15 protein-coding genes are annotated in these 18,304 nt (G+C 62.0%); 1 reads left to right on the forward strand and 14 read right to left on the reverse strand.

What is annotated here, in order from left to right; translation table 11 throughout:
• Positions 1-433 precede the first annotated feature (433 nt).
• From E1809_RS12540 to E1809_RS12560, 5 genes are all read right to left on the reverse strand, one after another.
• The gene (locus E1809_RS12540) at positions 434-1,105 is read right to left on the reverse strand and encodes a DUF6318 family protein (protein ID WP_133204564.1); all 672 of its coding nucleotides are present in this window, start codon (positions 1,103-1,105) and stop codon (positions 434-436) included.
• A 32-nt stretch (positions 1,106-1,137) separates the two neighbouring features.
• Positions 1,138-2,082 (reverse strand): hypothetical protein, encoded by a 945-nt coding sequence (locus tag E1809_RS12545; protein WP_133204565.1) that lies wholly within the window; start codon positions 2,080-2,082, stop codon positions 1,138-1,140.
• 2 nt (positions 2,083-2,084) lie between these two features.
• Positions 2,085-2,723 carry a DUF6318 family protein gene (locus E1809_RS12550; RefSeq protein WP_133204566.1) on the reverse strand — a complete coding sequence of 213 codons (639 nt, stop codon included), beginning with the start codon at positions 2,721-2,723 and terminating at the stop codon, positions 2,085-2,087.
• 187 nt (positions 2,724-2,910) lie between these two features.
• Positions 2,911-3,189: a hypothetical protein gene (locus E1809_RS12555; RefSeq protein ID WP_205754169.1), complete on the reverse strand. Its 279-nt coding sequence runs from the start codon at positions 3,187-3,189 to the stop codon at positions 2,911-2,913.
• Between the two features lie 2 nt (positions 3,190-3,191).
• Positions 3,192-4,625, reverse strand: a complete 1,434-nt coding sequence (locus tag E1809_RS12560) for a glycosyltransferase family 2 protein (RefSeq protein WP_133204567.1) — start codon at positions 4,623-4,625, stop codon at positions 3,192-3,194.
• A 109-nt stretch (positions 4,626-4,734) separates the two neighbouring features.
• On the opposite strand from E1809_RS12560, the gene E1809_RS12565 reads away from it, so the two are divergent.
• Complete coding sequence (locus E1809_RS12565; RefSeq protein WP_133204568.1) at positions 4,735-5,202, forward strand: very short patch repair endonuclease; 468 nt, start codon at positions 4,735-4,737, stop codon at positions 5,200-5,202.
• On the opposite strand, the gene E1809_RS12570 is transcribed toward E1809_RS12565, so the two are convergent.
• The 9 genes from E1809_RS12570 to E1809_RS12610 form a co-directional block, all read right to left on the reverse strand.
• Entirely contained in the window at positions 5,144-5,377 is a 234-nt protein-coding gene (locus E1809_RS12570; protein ID WP_133204569.1) for a PLDc N-terminal domain-containing protein, read from the reverse strand. The genes E1809_RS12565 and E1809_RS12570 overlap by 59 nt on opposite strands.
• A gap of 33 nt (positions 5,378-5,410) precedes the next feature.
• Positions 5,411-6,625 (reverse strand): 5-methylcytosine restriction system specificity protein McrC, encoded by a 1,215-nt coding sequence (locus E1809_RS12575; protein ID WP_133204601.1) that lies wholly within the window; start codon positions 6,623-6,625, stop codon positions 5,411-5,413.
• 175 nt (positions 6,626-6,800) lie between these two features.
• Complete coding sequence (locus E1809_RS12580) at positions 6,801-9,035, reverse strand: McrB family protein (protein ID WP_205754170.1); 2,235 nt, start codon at positions 9,033-9,035, stop codon at positions 6,801-6,803.
• A 64-nt stretch (positions 9,036-9,099) separates the two neighbouring features.
• Positions 9,100-11,019, reverse strand: coding sequence for a DUF5107 domain-containing protein (locus E1809_RS12585; RefSeq protein WP_235835573.1), 1,920 nt, complete (start codon positions 11,017-11,019; stop codon positions 9,100-9,102).
• Between the two features lie 88 nt (positions 11,020-11,107).
• The gene (locus tag E1809_RS12590) at positions 11,108-11,524 is read right to left on the reverse strand and encodes an acyl-CoA thioesterase (RefSeq protein WP_133204570.1); all 417 of its coding nucleotides are present in this window, start codon (positions 11,522-11,524) and stop codon (positions 11,108-11,110) included.
• Between the two features lie 38 nt (positions 11,525-11,562).
• Entirely contained in the window at positions 11,563-13,668 is a 2,106-nt protein-coding gene (locus E1809_RS12595; RefSeq protein ID WP_133204571.1) for an ABC transporter ATP-binding protein, read from the reverse strand.
• On the reverse strand, positions 13,665-15,398 hold the full coding sequence (locus tag E1809_RS12600; RefSeq protein ID WP_133204572.1) for an ABC transporter ATP-binding protein: 1,734 nt from the start codon (positions 15,396-15,398) through the stop codon (positions 13,665-13,667). Before E1809_RS12600 ends, E1809_RS12595 begins: the two co-directional genes overlap by 4 nt.
• A gap of 262 nt (positions 15,399-15,660) precedes the next feature.
• A complete protein-coding gene (locus tag E1809_RS12605) occupies positions 15,661-17,721 on the reverse strand; it encodes an MFS transporter (protein WP_133204573.1) in 2,061 nt (686 codons plus the stop codon).
• Between the two features lie 11 nt (positions 17,722-17,732).
• Positions 17,733-18,215, reverse strand: a complete 483-nt coding sequence (locus E1809_RS12610; RefSeq protein WP_133204574.1) for a MarR family winged helix-turn-helix transcriptional regulator — start codon at positions 18,213-18,215, stop codon at positions 17,733-17,735.
• Between the last annotated feature and the right edge of the window lie 89 nt (positions 18,216-18,304).

Consider the following 18,304-nt stretch of genomic DNA (forward strand, 5'->3'; position numbering starts at 1 on the left):
TGGCCAATCTCCGGCTATCCGTCATACAAACACGACGGACCATCATTGGGATTCCTATCGGTCCACACCGGGTTCTCAAGTGCGCGCGGAGCGAGCTTCCAAATCACTGCCGTCCCGGACTTCCCGCCCGGCTCCCGTGGTGGACACTGCAATTGACCCGGGAGACACTTGATATCAATATGCTCCCCGACCTGACACTGCAAAACCGGTTTGTACCGAAACGGGTCAACGCTCACATGGCCGACAGGGGCGACAATCAAATCGCCTGACGCCGGGTCAGGAATCCACTGCGATGACCCAACGTTGACACCGCTTTCTTCCATTCCAAGGTCGAGCGACGGCGCCGATTGTTTCGCGTGCAGCACACCGGGGAACCCGACCAACAGCGAGACGGACAACAACCCAACAGACAGATTTCCTAGACTGCGCATCGCTAGGAGATCAATCCGAAGTCAATGAGCGTCCAGCCATTAGCACCGAACGCGGCTACCACTAGCATCGCCCTATTTGAAGCGTTGGTTGGATCTTGGAATAGACTTCCATCCGCTCTGCGAACCTCGATCAATTGTTGGATTGTCTGAACCTTTACCTGCGAAGACTTACCCACTTCAAGCTTTCCTTCCGCGACCGGCGTCTCGATACGTCCACCGACGATCCATTTACTGTCAGCCCAAGCGGCTGTTAGGACGGTTTCCAAATTGGTACAAAGGCCGCAATCCGGAGCCGACATCCTCTGGACATCAGTAAGGTCCCCCGTCTCATATGCATACGAAAGTGTTTGGAACCAATACATCGCAAATGCCTCCAAGCCTTCCTCGGTATTCGCCTTCGCGGCCTCGGGTAGCACTGGAACGGGCACGTTCTGGGCTTTCCTCATGGATGTCGCGGGCTTGTAAACGGGAGTTGTTGCCGGTGTTGGCCTGACTGTGGCAGTGGCAGAAGCACGCGGTGACACCAAACCATCCGGATCAGCTTGCGGTCCCGGACCACATCCGACAAGGGCCACCACAGATGCCGCAAGGGCTACGCCAAGAAACAACCGAGCCGTCAATGACTCGGACACTAGTGAACTCATGTTTTTGATTCCCCCAATATTGTTTTTCAAATGTGAACTATCTGAGCTGCGCGCCCACCGCTCTATTTCGAGGGCACGCCTGGGCAGCCTTCGCCCTGCGGGTTCTGGAGGCAGTTATCGGCATAGTTGCGCGTGACCGAGCGCCACACACTCACAGTCTGCGCCGGGGAAGCGAACTCCCCCGTGCCCGGAATCGGCAAATCCGGGCCACCATTCACCGAATACGTGCCACGAAACATCGTCGAGACCGACACCTGGAAATCACCGGTCTGCTTATACACATGGCTCGTACGCGTCTGCTCACCCCACCGCTCCTCCGGCAACGGGCCACCGGCAAACATCGTCGGCCCCAAACCACCGCCGTCCCCATACCCGTACGTGTAATCGGTCGGGGTCGCCACCACCCGCACCTTCTGCCCGAAGATCACCACATCGAACCGCTGCTCCACCGCATCGGCAAACACGTTCGTCTCGGCACCCCTGAGCGTGTGCGGACTCGGCTGGATACCCAGAACGGCCGGCTTGATCGGCAGAGTCCGGAAATCCGACAGAATCCTCCCGGCGAGCCTGGCCAACAGATCCTCCGGCTTTTGGTCGTACAAGCACGACGGACCATCATTGGGTGACTTCCAATCGGTCCAGGTCGGATTCTCCAGGGCGCGCGGAGCGACCTTCCAGATCACCGCCGAACCGGGCTTCCCGCCCGGCTCCCGCGGCGGACACTGCAACTGACCCGGAAGACACTTCTTATCCAAGTCGTCCCCGACCTGACACTGCAAAACCGGTTTGTACTGGTTCGGGTCGTCACTGACCTCGCCGGCCAGCACGGGTACCATTTCGCCGGACTGAGGGTCACGGACCCACTTCGATGACCCAACACCGACGCCACCTCGTTTCAGGCCAACGTCTACCGGCGACGGCGAATCATTCGCGTGCGCCGCGCTGGCAAGCCCGACCAGCAGCGAAACGGACAACAACCCAACCGAAAGGGCTCCGAGATTGCGCATTGCTAGTAAACCAATCCGAAGTCAATGAGTGTCCAACCATTTGGACCGAAGGCGGCTACCACTAGCATCGCCATATTTGAAGCTTCTGTTGGTTCTTGGAATAGGCTTCCGTCCGCACTGCGGATCTCGATCAATTGTTGGATTGCCTGAACCGTCACCTGCGAAGACTTACCCTCTTCAGTTTTCCCTTCCACTAGCGGCGTCTCAATACGCCCGCCGACGATCCATTTGCCGTCAGACCAAGCGGCGGCGATGGCTTTTTCCTGGTTTGCACAAAGGCCGCAGTTCGGACCCGACAGCCTCTGGACATCGGTGAGGTCCCCCGTCTCGTAGGCGTACGAAAGCACCTGGTACCAATACCGGGCAAACGCCTCCAGCCCTTCTTTGCTATTCGCCTTCGCAGCCTCCGGCAGCACCGGAACCGGTACGTTCTCCGCCCTGCCGGTGGAAGTCGCAGGCTTGTAGGCGGCAACTGGAGTCGGCGTCGGCGTGGCCGTGACACTGGGCGAAGCACTCGAACGTCCGGTCTGCGACGCTTCGGGTGGGTCGCCCGGAGCACAGCCAGTGAGACCCAACATCACCCCGACCACAGCAATGGCAAAGAACCGGGCGCGAAAAGAAATGGACGTGCTTGAATTCATGGCTGCTATCCCCCAATAGTGTTGTGCCTGAGCATCAGGGTAGCTGAAGTTCCGGGTAGGCGTCGAAAGTTATCCACAGGCCCAAGATGACACTGGTCGCCTGGCCTCGTATCCCCACGCCCGAACACGCCGACGCCCGGGCTGTTCTTTGCCGTGCACGAAACCCCGGAAGGGCCCACCCACGACGCTAGTCCGCGCGGCGTCCGCGTCCTCCGCGAGCGTTGACGAAGTCCGTCGCATCGTTCACGGTAGGCGCATCCGGGTAGATGCTTCGAGTCTCCGCGCGTTGGTTTTTGGTACGAATCCAGTCGCCGGGATGCAACTTCGGAACAATTTTCGCGATAGCCAAAGCGCCATACATCAGAGTGTTGATCGCCACAAAAGTAGCCAAAATGGCGAACCAATCAGAATGCAGGATTCCCTCTGGGAACAAGAGACCGGTGGGGACGGCTGTTGAAATCGCCATGGCTATTTTGTCTTCCCGGCCTCTGCGCTTTGTGAATGGTTAAGATGCTTCCACTTGGCTTGCTTGCCCAAGGAGATATCAATGATTCCCTTGACATAAACCACATTCAGGAACATGTCGAAGAACAATTCAGGAAAGAGCGTGGCGGCCAGGATACGGGCACGCCAGCCACCCCTCCACGCGGTGACCACGCGTTCCAGCGAGAAAACGACGCCGATTCCCAACCAAAACGGAAACCACACCCAAGTATCCAAAGACAGGACCATCATGAGGATGAGCAATAGATAAGCGCTGAGCGCAATGACCCCGTAACCGATGCCAAACTGCTGAGCCCAGTAGCGGATGGTTTGGGGCGTCGCGCCGTAAGCGCCAAGGTTTTCGAGGGCTCCCCGCTGCCAGCGAAGGCGCTGCGCCCACAAAGTGCGGAAATTCGGCATCAATTCCGTTACCACTGTGCATTCCATGGGCGAGATCATGAGACCACCCAGGGACTTCAACGCAATGGTCAATTCGTTGTCCTCGGTCAACGACGCCGTGTCATAGACATCTCCGTTGATTCCCGGAATGGACGTGCCGCGACTCTGTGCCACTGTGCGCAGGGCGCGTGGTCGGAAGATCGAGGCCGTGCCGGTGAGGACAAAAACGCGCCCACGCCTGCGGCCGATGTCGCGGGAGTAGCGTATGTATTCGTTGCGCTGGAACTGGCCGATCATGCCGTGGCCTTCTTCGCCGTAGAAGAGTCCGCCGACTGCCATCAATGCCCTGTCATTCGTCAGCCTGGATACCGCCACTTCCAGGAAACCGTCGTCGAGGCGGGTGTCAGCGTCCATGACCATTACGACGTCGTTATCCCCTTGGCCGGGCAGCAGCCACTTGAGCGCCTGGTTCAGGGCTCCGGCCTTCTTCTTCGTATTGTTTACGGATTCAAAGACCTCGACACCTGCTTTTCGGGCGAGGGTTACAGTCGAATCCGTGCAATTGTCGGCCACGACAATGATCCGGTCCGGAGGATGCGACTGAGCCATAAGCGATGCAATTGTGGACGGCAGTGAAACTTCCTCGTTGTGCGCAGGAATCAACACAGTGACCGAAACCGGCCCTGCGTATACTCCACGGGTCTCCGCCATGACAATCTTCGGGGCCAAGGGAGTCTGGGGATTTGCTGAGCGTCGGGACCTGTTGGCAATTCGGCGTTCCAACAATGCCACTCCTGCGGACAACAAAAGCGCAAAAGCGATGGCGGTGAGGATCACCCTCGGCTCTGGTGCCTCCGAGTCGTACAGAACCTTCCAAACACCGAGGACGATGCCTTCAGCGCGCGACTCAACCGCGGAATTTCCGGTCGACGCAATAGCGAACCATAATAGTGCGGCTGCACCTCCCACAGTGACCGCGATGACAATGCCCACCATGCGCTGAAACAGCCCTCGACCCATGGTCGAAATGCTAGCAACTACCAAACTTGGAAAATAATCGCCGTAATGTACCGCCGGTGGCTTTTCAAACGCGGCGAACCTGGCAGGGGCGGCGTGCTTAGACTGGGGTATGGGCGAGAGCCGGGACTTGCTGACGCCGGAGCAACGCAGCCGGAACATGTCCAAGATCCGGGGCAAGAACACCAAACCGGAGCTCTTGGTTCGCAAAATCCTGCACGCCAAGGGTTACCGATACAGGCTCCATGGGAACGCGGCGGGCGGGAAACTCCCCGGCAGTCCGGACTTGGTGTTTGCCAGCCGGCACAAGGTCATTTTCGTCAACGGCTGCTTCTGGCATTTCCATGACTGCAAGGCCGGGCTGCATGCTCCCACGGCCAACGCGGATTTCTGGGAAGCCAAGCGGAACCGCACCCGGGAGCGGGACGCGGCCCAGCGCGAAAAGTTACAGGAATCGGGTTGGGCTGTACTCACTGTCTGGGAGTGCGAATTGCGGGACCGTTCGGCTTTGGAGGATCAGCTCACACGGTTCCTCGACGGCGACCAAACAGGAAATAACTCAGAGGCCCAAAGAAATTGATGAAGCTCGCGGCCCGCCACAGGACCTTGCTCCCCCGAATGTCCGACGCCGGCGTCTTGGTAATGCTGCGTTGCGCGGCAATCAGCAGTGCTATTTGACCAGCGCCAACCACTGCCATTCCGAAGCGTTGCCCCGGGGTCATGTCCTTCCAGGATTTCTTCTTCTTGTTTCGCATTGTGCCTCCATCTGCTGTGCCTGCTCCTTCAGGCTAGCCTGACGCCCCTCCCGAAGGAACCGCCAAAGCTTGCCTTACGACTTCTCCCCACGATTGCTGGACCAAATCGTCGACGGCGGCCAGGATGTCCGCGGGCGGCAAGGAGAGGTCGAGGGGGTACTCCACGATATCGATATCCGTGTTGAGGATCCGCCGCAGTTTCATCTCGCCCTTTCCGGCGTAGACGAGCCACGCCGTGGGCACCTGCAGCGCTGTGCAGTAGGCCAGCATTTGATAGTGATCGGCGTTGAGCGAAGCTCCGGAATCCGTGGCTGCTTTGTATTTGGAGTCGTACACCACAACCGGCCTGCCACCAAGGAAATGGACTGCGTCGGGGCGCACTGTCAGCCGGTCGGAATCGCGAACTGCCTCGTTGAGCGTGGCGCCGTACTGAAGCCGCATTTCGCCGGGGTGCGCCCTCATGGCCTTGCGCATTGCGAGACCCACGAATTCCTTGAAAACACTGGACATGTCCACCACGAACGACGCTGTTTGCTGTCTCCCCTCCCCTGCCTCCGCGGAGGCATTGCGAAGGATGACCTCCGCAAGGCGAAGCACGGCATGGTAGCGGAGGTTCATCCGGCTGGCCCGCCACCGCGGAAGGGGCGCGCCGGACTGCAGCCGAGTGACGGCGTCGAGCTTTCCCTTAAGCTGCCGCAGGCGGCTGAGGACATTGCTCCGCACGCCGGGGACCTTGCACATCCGCTCGAGGGCGGCCCGGAGGATGCGGTTTTCGGCAATGTCCTCGGTGAATTCGTCGTACGAGACTTCGAGCGGAACCAGCATGCCGGGACGGCGCGAAATCTGGTCCGAAATCCGAATCCGGCCCTTGACCGTCCGCAGCGACTCGTCCACCGTCAGGTACCCCTGCAGCGGACCACGGCTCAGTGCACGCTCGGCCAGTTGCGCAAGGGACTCCGCCAGGGCGCTCCACAAATCCTGGTGTTCGACGGCAGCCACCGAGTCTTCGCGGAAACCCTGGTCCCCCGCGTAGCTGAGCAGGAACAGGAGGCGACTGAGGCCCAACCGGTCTTTTGGCCGCACCTCGAACTGTACCGTGGGCGTGCGGACAGAACCGACCTTCCCGACGGGTTCGATCCTGTAAAGCCCCATTCCCATGGGCGAGGCTTTCGCGAGGCCGCTTGAGTTCAAGAGCGCGGCGGAATCCGGATCCAGCTTCTCCACGATGCCGCCGGAGAGCTCGTCCATCACGACGTGCCGGACGGCGGCCACGCCTGAAGCAGACGGCCGCGCGGCACCAAGAGCGGACGGCCGCGCCGCCGAAACCACGGACGAACGTGCCGGAGGCCGGGCCCCCGCGGACCTCCCCGACCCCGCAGCCTTCCCGATTTCCGGAGGACGCGATGGCCGCGGCGGAGCTGACTTAGCGCGTCGCAAGTCGACCCAACAACTGGTCCAGCCCGAAGCGCTCTTCCAACTGAGCCCGGTTCAATTGCCCGTGGTAGTGCTCTTCGAGGAGCGGCATGAGCTCGTACTTCCAGATCCTGCGCAGCCCGGCGGGATCCTGGGCCGCGTTCTTCATGAAGTAGGAGGGACCGATCATCAGGTCGCGGTCCCAGTCGTCGATCGAATCGTTCAAGGCGTCGAGCAGGTCCGCATTGACGGTGTCCAGGCCACGGGCCTCGAGGAAGCGACGCAGCGAACCCTTGATGGGCTCAACCTTGGGATGCAGTTCGACGAAAGCAAACCGGCGCCGAATAGCCGCGTCCATCATGGCAATGGAACGGTCGGCCGTATTCATGGTGCCGATGATGTACAGATTGTCCGGCAAGCTGAACGGCTCGTTGGGGCTGTACTGCAGGTAGATGCGGTCGTCGCGGTACTCGAGCAGGAAATACAGCTCTCCGAACACCTTGGCGAGGTTGGCACGGTTCATCTCGTCGATGATGAGGAAATACGGCTTGTTCGAGTTCCCCGGCTTCGCTGCTTCTTCGGCCAGGCGACGCAGCGGCCCGGCGACGAGCTTGAAAGACACCTGGCCGTCGTCGGTTTTGTCCGGCCGGAAACCTTCGAAGAAGTCCTCGTAGGCGTAGGACGGATGGAACTGCACCAGCTTGACGCGCTCGTCGGTGCTGTCGCCCGCGAGTTCGGCGGCCAAATGCTTCGCGAGGTAGGTCTTGCCCGTTCCGGGAGGGCCATAGAGCACTAGCTGGCGGTTTTCCTCGAGGAGGTCGGCAATTTCCTTCAGCGGCCCGAGCTCCATGTGGAGTGAATCCGCGAACTCTTCGGTGAGCGGCCGGAACCCTTCAATGACGGGCTCGACGGCGGTGTCCGCGGCGGCGGTGTCCTCGCCGTCGGACTCTGCTTCCGCGGGCAGGAGGGACTGCAGCGACTGGATGACCTTGGTGACATCCACGACGATCCCCGCGGTGGCTAGTTGGCGCTGGACGTGGCGCGGGGCCTCGGCAATGGGGTGGGTTTCGTCGAACCAACGGACCTTGCGCCGCAGCCGACGGTTATCCTCGTTGTGTTCCGCTTCGCCGAGGATGACGCCGATCCGCACCGCGCCAGCGTGCTGGAACAGCGCGAGGTCGCCCGGCTTCATGACGGTGAGGAACGCGAAAACGGCGGTCTTCATGTCCTCGCGTTCAACGTAGCCAAGGTGCTTGTAGTCCTCATCCACAGCATGCTGCACTACGCCCGCGGTAACGCCCGGGTTAAGTTCGCGGAGGTGTTCGACATCGAGCGTCGCCTTCTCCTCCGCCTGCCACGCGGCGAGCAACTCGGCGGAATCCTGGTGCGTGCGCAGCAACCAGGCCCTGCGGCCGGGGTCGCCTACCTTGCGCCATTGGCTGACCAGTTGGCGATGGTACCAATCGATGCGTTGGCCTGCCTGTTCGTCGAGGTGCAGGCGGATCCGGTGGACATCCGCAGTGATGTCTTCCTCGGAATCTCCCTTGGCACCGCCCACCAGCGAGGCAAACGCGTCGCGGATTTCCCGACGCTCCACATCCGCCACTACCGGTTCGAAGTAGCTGGGCCACGCCAAGTATTCGATGCTTCGTCGGATGGCCGCCTGGTCGTCCGGGGTTGCCGCAGCAAGCTCATGGAACTTCAACGGATCCTTGAGGGCTTTCGCAATGCTCGCGTTCGACTGGCCATCCACGTGGGCCACGAAGCGGCAGAGCCAGGCCAACTGGTCCCACAGGGTCCAATTGAATTCCGCGGTACGGTCGCGGATCACGCCGTGGTCGGTCATCCCCTGGTAGAGCTCGACGGGCAGCTCAATGGGAGGCTCGATCCAAGACGCAGCCTCGGCAACGCGGGCGCGCTTCACCTTGAGGGATTTGACCTCATGGGCGAGCGGCAGGGACTGGAGGAACAGAAGTTCGACGGCGAGCAGCTTGGCTTCGCGCGACGCTCCTTCCAGGTTCTGCCGCAAATTGGTCATCATGGGTGCTTTCGGGTCCGATGCGCCGCGTTCCAAGCGTTCAAGAAGCTCGGCGGCGGCGTCGACCGTCCATGTGCGTGTTCCGGCGTCGAGCGCCGAGGCTTTCCCCTGGAGCCCCGGGCCCAGCACGAACCACGCTGCATCTTCGATCTCCTTGGAGATACCGGGGGCACGGGTCAGTGGGGCTTTGGTGGAGGGAGTCACCATGCCAACTTACATGGTTTAGCTGGGTACGGGCATCCGGAAGCCCGGCATCCAAGGAGCCACCAAGTTAGTGCATTCGGAAGCGATAGCGGCTGGGCACCGGCTCATCTGGGCAAACGTCCTTCCACAGCTCGGAGATCGCGTCTTCGCCTTCCCGGATATCCGGAATTTCCACGCCGTCGCGCAGCATGGCCGCCGCTTCGTCGCTCCGCCCGGCGCGGGCAAGGGCGAGCGCCGTGAGGAACCGGAGGCGCCCGACGTCGGACATTCCGGTAGGTGCCTCGCTCACCAAAGCGAGCGCTTGCCCGGGAAGACCGTGGCGGATGCTGAGGGTCATGGCCTCAATGAGCAGGTGGACGTTGGTGGGTTCAAGGCGGCTCACGGACGCCAGTTCGGCCAGGCCTTCGTCAACGTTGCCGGTGGTCAGCAAAGCTCGTGCCCGGCCCCGGTGGATCAAGGCGCGGGTGCGTCGGGGAATGGTGCCCGCGGCCAAGGCGGCGTCGTAGTGTGCGATTGCGGCATCTAGATTTTGGCGGGCATGTGCCATGGTGGCGAGGTGGAACAAAGCCTCCGCTCCTCCGTCGTGCTCCAACAGCCCTTCCCAATCGCTTCCGGCGACGAAGCTCTCCGCCCCGGCAAATCCCCGCCCTTCCAGTAGCGCAAGCCAGGGCGCGGTTTCACCGCTTGTAGGATCGCCGAAGGGCGTGCCCGCCTCATCGACCCACCCAAGCCCCGCGGCCCGACGTCGGACGCGTTCCAGAGCACCCCAAACACTCCCGTGCACCAGCATCTCCGTCGGGGCAAACGCTTGGATCCGCTTCGACTCCGCAAGGGCGTCTTCCAGCGCGGCGTCCGGGACGAGGTGTTCGAGGCGCGTGCTTGCGTGGGCGATTGCTTCGTCCCAATCCTCGCCGTGCGAGACACCCGGATCGAGCCGGGAGTTGCCGTAGGCCTCCACCCACGTCCATTCGGCGCGGGCGGGCATGGGCCGGTGCTCCACTTGGGTCTGGGCAAGCCCGGCCTGGATCTCCGCGTACGGACCAGCGCCCGGGCTGAGCCACTCCTGCCAGCGTCTACCGCCGTCGCCCTGGCCCCAGACGAAGAGCTTCTTCCCACGCAGCAGGCTCGTGGAGAGCATCGCCAGGCCGTCGCCGTCGCGGTCAACCGCTGTGATCCAGTGACGGCGGCCGGGTTGGATGTCGAAGAAGAAATCCGCCGCGTGCGCGCTGTTGACCAGCCACGTGGAATCCTTGCCGTGATGCTCGGTGGGCCGCACGCGGGCGACGTCGGTGGTGTAGTCGCTGCCATAGGCCTCAGCGGCGGGCGCCACGACGCGGGTTTCCGGCGTCTCGGGAACAGCGGCGTTGCTCCACCAGTACATGGGAACCTCGTGGTCGTGGGGGTTCCGGATCCGCACCGCGGCGAGGAGAACGTCCGAATCCTCGGGAAGCCACATATCCACTTGGAATACGACGCCGCGGAGGCGCTCGAATTCCCACATCCGCAAGACCTCGTGGCCCTCCGGAGTCTTGACGACGGCGGTGTGCAACGGATCACATGTGGTGGGCGAATGCCCGCGGGTGCCGATATTCCATTCGAGTCCGCCCGCGAACCACGCCTTGCGCAGCGCGATGTTGGCGAACTGCAACGTTCCGTGAGTGTGGAGGAGCTGTTTGCCAGAGGCCTTGTCGAAGAGTTCCCAAAGCCGTCCGCCCAAGGTGGGCAGGACAACCGCGCGCAGCTTGCTGTTCTCAAGCACGACGGCGGGTACCTCGTGGGTGGTCCGCACCCGCGAGTAACCGTCCTGTATCAGATACGGAAAGACGTTCGGCACTTGGCCGTAACGGGCCGCGGCCTGCAATTCCTCCGGCACGCCTTCGCCGATCCTGTAGGGCTGGTTGAGCTCCGCGTCGACCACGGGAAGAGGATTGGTGGGGCCGAGCTCGGCCATGTTCAACGCGATGGTGCGGTATGTCAGGTTTTGCAAGGTATTGCCTCCTGAATGGCTGGAGTTTGTGTACAGGTGATGCCCTTAAGAGGGGTTCTAGAGGGCATTACCTGTACACAAACTCGGATCACGCTTGGTAGGGAGCCAGCTGTTCCTTTTGCTCCGGGGTGAGCCGGCGGACCCGGCCCGTGGACTCGTCCACGAAGGCCAGGTGGGTGCTGGCTTTGACGCAGTCCTGGCCGGTGACCGGATCCTTGATGACGTAGTGCAGGTCGAAACTGGCCCCCTTCACGGCCCCCACCCAGATTTCCACCGTTGCCGGGATGTTGCGGTATTCCAAGGTGCGGACGTACCTGACCTTGTGCTCCACCACAAGGGTCATGACGCCCTCTCCAACATCGTTGAAAATGGAGACCGGAGGCTCAACTCCGGGAAGGCCCGCCCCGCTCGGCGGACCGAAAGCGGCAATACGGGCTTCCTCCAGCATGCGGACTATCTGGACGTTGTTGATGTGCCCGTACGCGTCCATGTCGCCCCAACGCATGGGGACCTGGACGGAAATCGGGCCGACGTGGTGCGCGCTCAGCTGTGCACCGCCGTCGAATCGTCCACCGCGACCTCTTCCGCGTCCTCACCGGCAAACTGGGACATGTACAGGCGGTAGTACGCCCCTTGCAATGCGAGCAGTTCGTTGTGGTTGCCCTGCTCCACGATGCTGCCGTTTTCCATCACGAGGATTGTGTCGGCATCGCGGATGGTGGACAAGCGGTGGGCGATGACGAAGCTCGTGCGGTCCGTGCGCAGGGCTGCCATCGCCTTCTGCAGCAACAACTCGGTACGGGTGTCCACGGAGCTCGTGGCCTCGTCCAGGATCAACAGCGATGGGTCGGAAACGAACGCCCGGGCAATGGTGATGAGCTGCTTCTCACCCGCACTGACGTTGTTGCCTTCTTCGTCGATGATCGTCTGGTAACCATCCGGCAACGCACGGACGAAGCGGTCCACATAGGTGGCCTTGGCGGCCTCCATGATCTGCTCCTCGGTGGCGTCGAGGTTTCCGTACTTGATGTTGTCGTAGATAGTGCCGCCGAACAACCAAGCGTCCTGGAGCACCATACCCACCTTCGAGCGGAGCTCCGAGCGGCTCAGCTCCTTGATGTCCACCCCGTCCAAGGTGATGCGGCCCGAGTTGAGCTCGTAGAAGCGCATCACCAGGTTGACCAGGGTGGTCTTGCCGGCGCCCGTCGGGCCAACGATGGCTACTGTGTGGCCCGGCTCGGCGCTGAGGGACAAGTTCTCGATGAGCGGCTTGTCCGCGACGTAGCTGAAGGAAACGTTCTCGAATTCGACGTGACCATCCGTGCGCGGCGGCAAGTGCTTGGCAGCGTTCTCCGGAGTTTCTTCCTCCGCGTCCAGGAACTCGAATACGCGTTCAGCCGAGGCGACACCGGACTGCAGCATGTTGGCCATGCCCGCGATCTGGCCCAATGGCTGGGTGAACTCACGCGAGTACTGGATGAACGCGGTGGCATCGCCGAGGCTCATGGATCCCGAAGCCACGCGCAAACCACCGACAACCGCGATGCCCACATAGCTGAGGTAGGACACGAAGTTCATGGCCGGGAAGATGATGCCGGAAACGAACTGGGCTCCGAAGGATGCCTTGTAGAGGGCCTCGTTGCGTTCGTCGAAGCGCTCAAGCATGTCCGCATCGCGTCCGAAGACTTTCACGAGCTCATGGCCGGAGAACGATTCCTCGATCTGGCCATTGAGCGTTCCGGTGTTCTTCCACTGCGCCGCGAAGAGCTTCTGGCTGCGCGCTCCGATGACACCTGCAAGGACACCGGAGAGGGGCAGGGCGACCAATGCGATCAGGGCAAGTTGCCAGGACACGATGAACATCATGACGGTGATGCCCAGGACGGTCAGCACGGAGCTCACAAGCTGGGCGAACGCCTGCTGAAGCCCTTGCTGGACGTTGTCGACGTCGTTGGTCACGCGGGAAAGGATGTCGCCGCGCTGGCGGGTGTCGAAGTAGTTCAACGGCAGGCGGTTGAGCTTCGTCTGGACGTCATTGCGGAGGCGGTTGATGACCTTCATGACGATCTTGTTCAGGATGTAGCCCTGGGCCCACAGGAAGATGTTGGCCACGAAGTACATCAAGAGGACGATCGAGATCAGGAACGTCAGCTTGGAGAAGTTGATCCCGTTGGTGAGTTCCATCTTGGACACCATGTCCGCGAAGTTGTTCTGTCCCGCTTGGCGAAGGCCCTCGGCGAAGGCTGCCTGGCTGACGCCGGGTGGCAGTTGCTTGCCCATCACGCCGCCGAAGATGACGTCCATGGCGCTACCCAGGATTTTCGGCGCGATGACGTTCAGGACCACCGAAACCACCACGAGGCCGATCACGACAATCACGGCCGCGGCCTCGGGCTTCAGCAGGCCCAGGAGCCGCTTGGCCGACGGACCGAACGCCTTGGCCTTCTTCGCGGGCAGGTTGCCGAACATGCCGCCGTCGGCTTCGCCGGGAGTGTATTCGACGTCTTCGACGTCGTCATCGTCCGCCACGGCAACGGCGACTGCGGCTTCCGCGTCCTTCGCATCCGCCGATTCTTTGGCTGCCCGGGCGGCCTTGGCTGCTTCGGCCTTCGCCGCCCAACCGCGCTTTTGCTGATTCTGCTCGCTCATGCCACTTCCTCCGCGGTCAGCTGGGACCCCACGATCTCCTGGTACGTCGGTGACGTTTCGAGGAGTTCATCATGGGTGCCGCGATCGACGATTCTGCCGTTGTCCAGGACGAGGATCTGGTCCGCATCCGCGATGGTCGAGACGCGCTGGGCCACGATAATGACCGTGGCATCGCGGGTCTTTTCCTTCAGTGCCCTCCGAAGCCGGGCATCGGTTGCAACGTCCAAGGCAGAGAAGGAATCGTCGAACAGGTAGACCTTGGGTTGGGTCACCAGCGCCCGGGCGATGCAGAGGCGCTGCCGCTGGCCGCCGGAGACGTTGGTTCCACCCTGTGCGACGCGGCGGTTCAGGCCGGAAGACTTTTCCAGGACGAAGTCCTTGGCTTGGGCCGTTTCCAACGCGTCCCAGAGTTCCTGCTCCGTGGCCCCGGTCTTGCCGAAGCGGAGGTTGTGTTCGATGGTTCCCGAGAACAAATAGGGTTTCTGGGGAACGGTGGCCACCCGGCTGGTGATTTCGTCGCGATCCAGGCTGGTGACCGGAACGCCGTCGAGCAGTACTTCACCGGACGCGACGTCGTAGAGCCGCGGCAGGAGCGAAACCAAGGTGGTCTTGCCAGCACCCGTGGAACCGATGATCGCGAGGGTTTGGCCCGGTTCAGCAGAGAAGGAAATGTTGCTCAAGACGGGAGCTTCAGCGCCCGGGTATTTGAAGGTGACATCGCGGAATTCCACGCGGCCCTTCTTTTCCGCGGGCGCAATGGGCGCCTTCGGATCGTGAATGGAGGGTTCGACGTCGAGGACCTCGCCAATGCGGTCCGCGCACACGGAGGCGCGCGGAATCATCATGGCCATGAAAGTGCCCATCATGACGGCCATGAGGATCTGCAGGAGGTACTGGAGGAAAGCCGTCAAGGAACCCACCTGCATGTTGCCGGCGTCGACCCTCTGGCCACCGAACCACAGCACCGCGGCCGTGGAGAGGTGCAGGATCATACCGATCGCCGGGAACATCAAGACGAACAGGTTGCCGATCTTGACCGACACCATGGTGAGGTCCTTGTTGGCGTCGCCGAAGCGCTTGGCCTCGTACGGTTCGCGCACGAAGGCACGGACCACGCGGATACCGATGATCTGCTCGCGCAGCACGCCGTTGATGGCGTCGATCTTCTTCTGCATGGAGCGGAAGAGCGGCATCAGCCTGACCACGAGGTAGCCGACCACAGCCACCAGGAGCGGGACGGATACCCACACCAGCCACGAGAGGCTGAGGTCTTCGCGGAGGGCCATGATGATGCCGCCGACGCACATGATGGGGGTGGACACCATGAAGTTCAGGCCCATCAGCATGAGCATCTGCACCTGCTGGACATCGTTGGTGCCACGGGTAATCAGGGTGGGGGCGCCGAAGCTGTTGACGTCCTTGGCCGAGAAGCTGCTGACCTTGCGGAAGACGTCCCGGCGGAGGTCGCGGCCCATGGCCATGGCCACACGGGAGCCGAAGTACACCCCGGCGATGGCGGCCACGACCTGGCCGAACGCGACCGCAAGCATCAGGGCACCGGTCTGCCAGATGTAGTTGGTGTCGCCCCGGGAGACACCCTCGTCGATGATTTTGGCGTTAAGGCTAGGAAGGTAGAGGGTTGCGATGGTGGACGCCAATTGGAAAACAATGACGGCCAGTATCTGTGGCAAATACGGCTTGGAATAGCGCCGTATCAGGGTGACAAGCATGCCCACGGATCCTTAGTTAGAGTGCGAGTTTAGAGTGCGCGAATGAGTGAGAACCAACGAGTAATACAGATAGCAGGAGGCACTGACAGTATTAGCCCCTCAACTGTACGAAATCCCCTGCCCCAACAGAATACTGATAGCCAAATATCATCCGGGCGGCGTATTTTGGCCCGCGCGTTGCCTCCATGCAGCAGTGCGGGCGGGCCGGATGATCCCGACCCGCCCGCAAATCCGTGGCTAACTCACGTTCAAGCCAGCTCGGCTAGCCCGCGTGCCGTCCCACTTCCCTGGAGTGGATGCCGGCTCCAGCAGTGTTTGGCGCGTCCCCTGCGATGAGCATGAGGGCCGCCCGTTCCTGGCGACGGCGTTCCCGCTTAAGTTCCTTGTGCAAGGCAGCCAGTTCCGCGGCGGTCCTGGACTGCTCCACAGCGATGGTTTGCTGTTCCTGGATGCGCTCCTGGAGTTCACGCTGCGAGCGGCTCAACTGCAGTTGCTGTTCGGCGAGCAAACGCTGGGTCCGGGCCAACGATTCCTGGACGTCCCGCAAGCCGGCTGCGGGATCGGGCCGTTCCTGCGTCAGGATCCGGGCGAACTCGAGATCGAGGTCGTCATGTTCCTTGGCGGCCGCCGCAAGCGCACGCTTGGCACCCAGGCTAGTGCCGCCGTCGTCGACTGGTTCGGTCAGTTCATCAGAACCGATAATCGGCATGGAGGCGGTGTCCAAGGACATCGCTGCCTCGGCTGACGCGTTTGCCAGCAGTTCCCGCTCAGGCGAAGCGTCCACGGTCTTCCGCAGCGGCACTTCCTTGATGAAGAGCACCGCGAGGAAAGCGACCAGAGCGATGATCGCGGAGATCATGAAGATCTGTGCAGTGGCGTCGCCGTAGGCGGCACGCATGATGTCACGGATGGGAGCAGGGAGATCGGTCAGGTCCATGCTCGCGTCGCTGGATCCGCCCTTCACCGGGATGTGCGCCGCTGCCAGGCCTTGCGTGACAAGGTCCGTGACGTGGTTCGACATCACCGCACCAAGCACAGCCACGCCGATTGCGCCGCCGAAGGAGCGGAAGAACGCCACGGACGCACTGGCGGTGCCGATGTCCTTAGCCTGGACGGTGTTCTGCACGGCAAGGACGAGGTTCTGCATGAGCAAGCCAAGGCCAAGGCCGAAAATCGCCGTGTAGATGCAGGTGACCCAGAGTTCAGTGGTGTGGTCGATGGTGCCCGTGAAGGCAAGGCCGCCAGCCAATAGCACGGTGCCTGCGAGGAGGAACCTCTTCCATTTGCCGAAGCGGCTGATGAGCTGTCCCGAAACCACGGAGCCCGTCAGGTTGCCGGCGATCATCGGCAGCGTCAGCAGGCCTGCCTCGGTAGGCGTGGCTCCACGGGCCACCTGGAAGTACTGGCCGAGGAACGTGGACGAGCTGAACATCGCGATGCCGACTGCCACCGAGGCGAGGATCGCGAGGGCGGTGGTGCGCTCGGAGATGATCTTCAGCGGAATGATCGGCTGCGCGACCTTGGATTCGACCAGCACCAGCAGGGCGAGCAGCAGCACGCCTCCGCCGACCATGACGGCGGTCTGCCAGGACATCCAGTCATAGTAGTCCGGGTTGCCGGCGAAGGACACCCAGATGAGGAGCAGGCTGACACCTGATGTCAGCAGCACGGAGCCGAGCCAGTCAATCTTGGCCGGACGCTTGACGTGCTGGATCTTGAGGGTCGCCTGGAGCAGGATGAGCGCGACGACGGCGAGCGGCACGCAGACGAAGAACGTCCAGCGCCAGCCGAGGGGGCTGTCCACGATGAATCCGCCCAGGAGCGGTCCGCCCGCGGTGCCCACTGCCATGACGGCGCCCATGTATCCCGAGTACTTTCCACGGTCACGCGGCGGAATCATGGTGCCGATGATGGCCTGGGCCAAGGCCGTGAGGCCACCAAGCGCAATGCCCTGGATGACGCGTGCGGTCAGGAGGAAGGGAATGCTCTGGGAGAAGCCGGCCATGACCGAGCCTGCCACGAAGACCACGATGCTCAGCTGGACCAGGAGCTTCTTGTCGAAGAGGTCAGCCAGCTTGCCCCAGATGGGCGTGGTGGCCGCGTTGGCGAGCAGCGCGGCGGTAATGACCCAGGCGAAATCGGTCTGCGTTCCGTGGAGGTCGGACATGATGGTCGGCAGGGCGTTGGAAACAATCGTACTGCTCAGGATCGCCGTGAAGAACGCCGCGAGGAGCCCGGTCAGGGCCTCCATGATTTGCCTGTGCGACATCGGCGCGTTGGGTGCCGCCACCGGCGTCGTGCCTTCAAGGGTTCGGGTTGCCATAGGTGCTGCTCCTAAGCTTCGTGGTTCGAGTGATGGGAGCCGGCCGCCGTTGCCCGGACTGAGTGGTTGAGTGATGCGGTCAATTTCGCGAGGACCTCGCCCGCTTCCAAGGCGTCGTCTTCGCTCCATTCTTCGAGGTAGCTCCTCAAGTTGAGGCTGCGCTGCTCTTCGAAATCCCGGACCTTCGCCATGCCCTTTTCGGACAGTGCGACGAGTTGGGCCCGGCCGTCCGCGGGGTCGGGGCGCCGGACAACAAAACCGAGCTCTTCGAGTTCGGCAATGTGCCGGCTCAGGACCGGAGGGCTGACGCCTAAGCGCGTCGCCAGCTTCGTGGCGCGGGACTCCCCCTCGCCGATGAAGCGCATGACGCCTTGCAGGGCGAATCCGACGTCGGGATCCTTCGCCAAGCTCGTGGTCACGATGCATCGGAGGACCCGTTGGAGATCGAAAATCTGGTGGACGAGCTCGGTTGCTGTGCTCGACGCGACCGCCATGGAAAACACCTCACTTTTGTTTGCCTAAAGCAACTATAGTCCAAAATGATTGCTTTGGGAAACTAATCAAGTGTGAGGCGCGTTAAACG

Source organism: Arthrobacter terricola, assembly GCF_004354015.1.
In the GTDB taxonomy this organism is placed as follows: domain Bacteria; phylum Actinomycetota; class Actinomycetes; order Actinomycetales; family Micrococcaceae; genus Arthrobacter; species Arthrobacter terricola.

Coding starts and splice junctions, on each gene's coding strand:
- E1809_RS12545 (WP_133204565.1), bottom strand. CDS start 2,082: ATGCGCAATCTCGGAGCCCTTTCGGTTGGGTTGTTGTCCGTTTCGCTG.
- E1809_RS12570 (WP_133204569.1), bottom strand. CDS start 5,377: ATGCGAAACAAGAAGAAGAAATCCTGGAAGGACATGACCCCGGGGCAA.
- E1809_RS12600 (WP_133204572.1), bottom strand. CDS start 15,398: ATGCTTGTCACCCTGATACGGCGCTATTCCAAGCCGTATTTGCCACAG.
- E1809_RS12580 (WP_205754170.1), bottom strand. CDS start 9,035: ATGGTGACTCCCTCCACCAAAGCCCCACTGACCCGTGCCCCCGGTATC.
- E1809_RS12610 (WP_133204574.1), bottom strand. CDS start 18,215: ATGGCGGTCGCGTCGAGCACAGCAACCGAGCTCGTCCACCAGATTTTC.
- E1809_RS12575 (WP_133204601.1), bottom strand. CDS start 6,625: ATGGACGAGCTCTCCGGCGGCATCGTGGAGAAGCTGGATCCGGATTCC.
- E1809_RS12605 (WP_133204573.1), bottom strand. CDS start 17,721: ATGGCAACCCGAACCCTTGAAGGCACGACGCCGGTGGCGGCACCCAAC.
- E1809_RS12560 (WP_133204567.1), bottom strand. CDS start 4,625: ATGGGTCGAGGGCTGTTTCAGCGCATGGTGGGCATTGTCATCGCGGTC.
- E1809_RS12565 (WP_133204568.1), top strand. CDS start 4,735: ATGGGCGAGAGCCGGGACTTGCTGACGCCGGAGCAACGCAGCCGGAAC.
- E1809_RS12555 (WP_205754169.1), bottom strand. CDS start 3,189: ATGGCGATTTCAACAGCCGTCCCCACCGGTCTCTTGTTCCCAGAGGGA.
- E1809_RS12595 (WP_133204571.1), bottom strand. CDS start 13,668: ATGAGCGAGCAGAATCAGCAAAAGCGCGGTTGGGCGGCGAAGGCCGAA.
- E1809_RS12590 (WP_133204570.1), bottom strand. CDS start 11,524: ATGCGTTGGGGCGACATGGACGCGTACGGGCACATCAACAACGTCCAG.
- E1809_RS12550 (WP_133204566.1), bottom strand. CDS start 2,723: ATGAATTCAAGCACGTCCATTTCTTTTCGCGCCCGGTTCTTTGCCATT.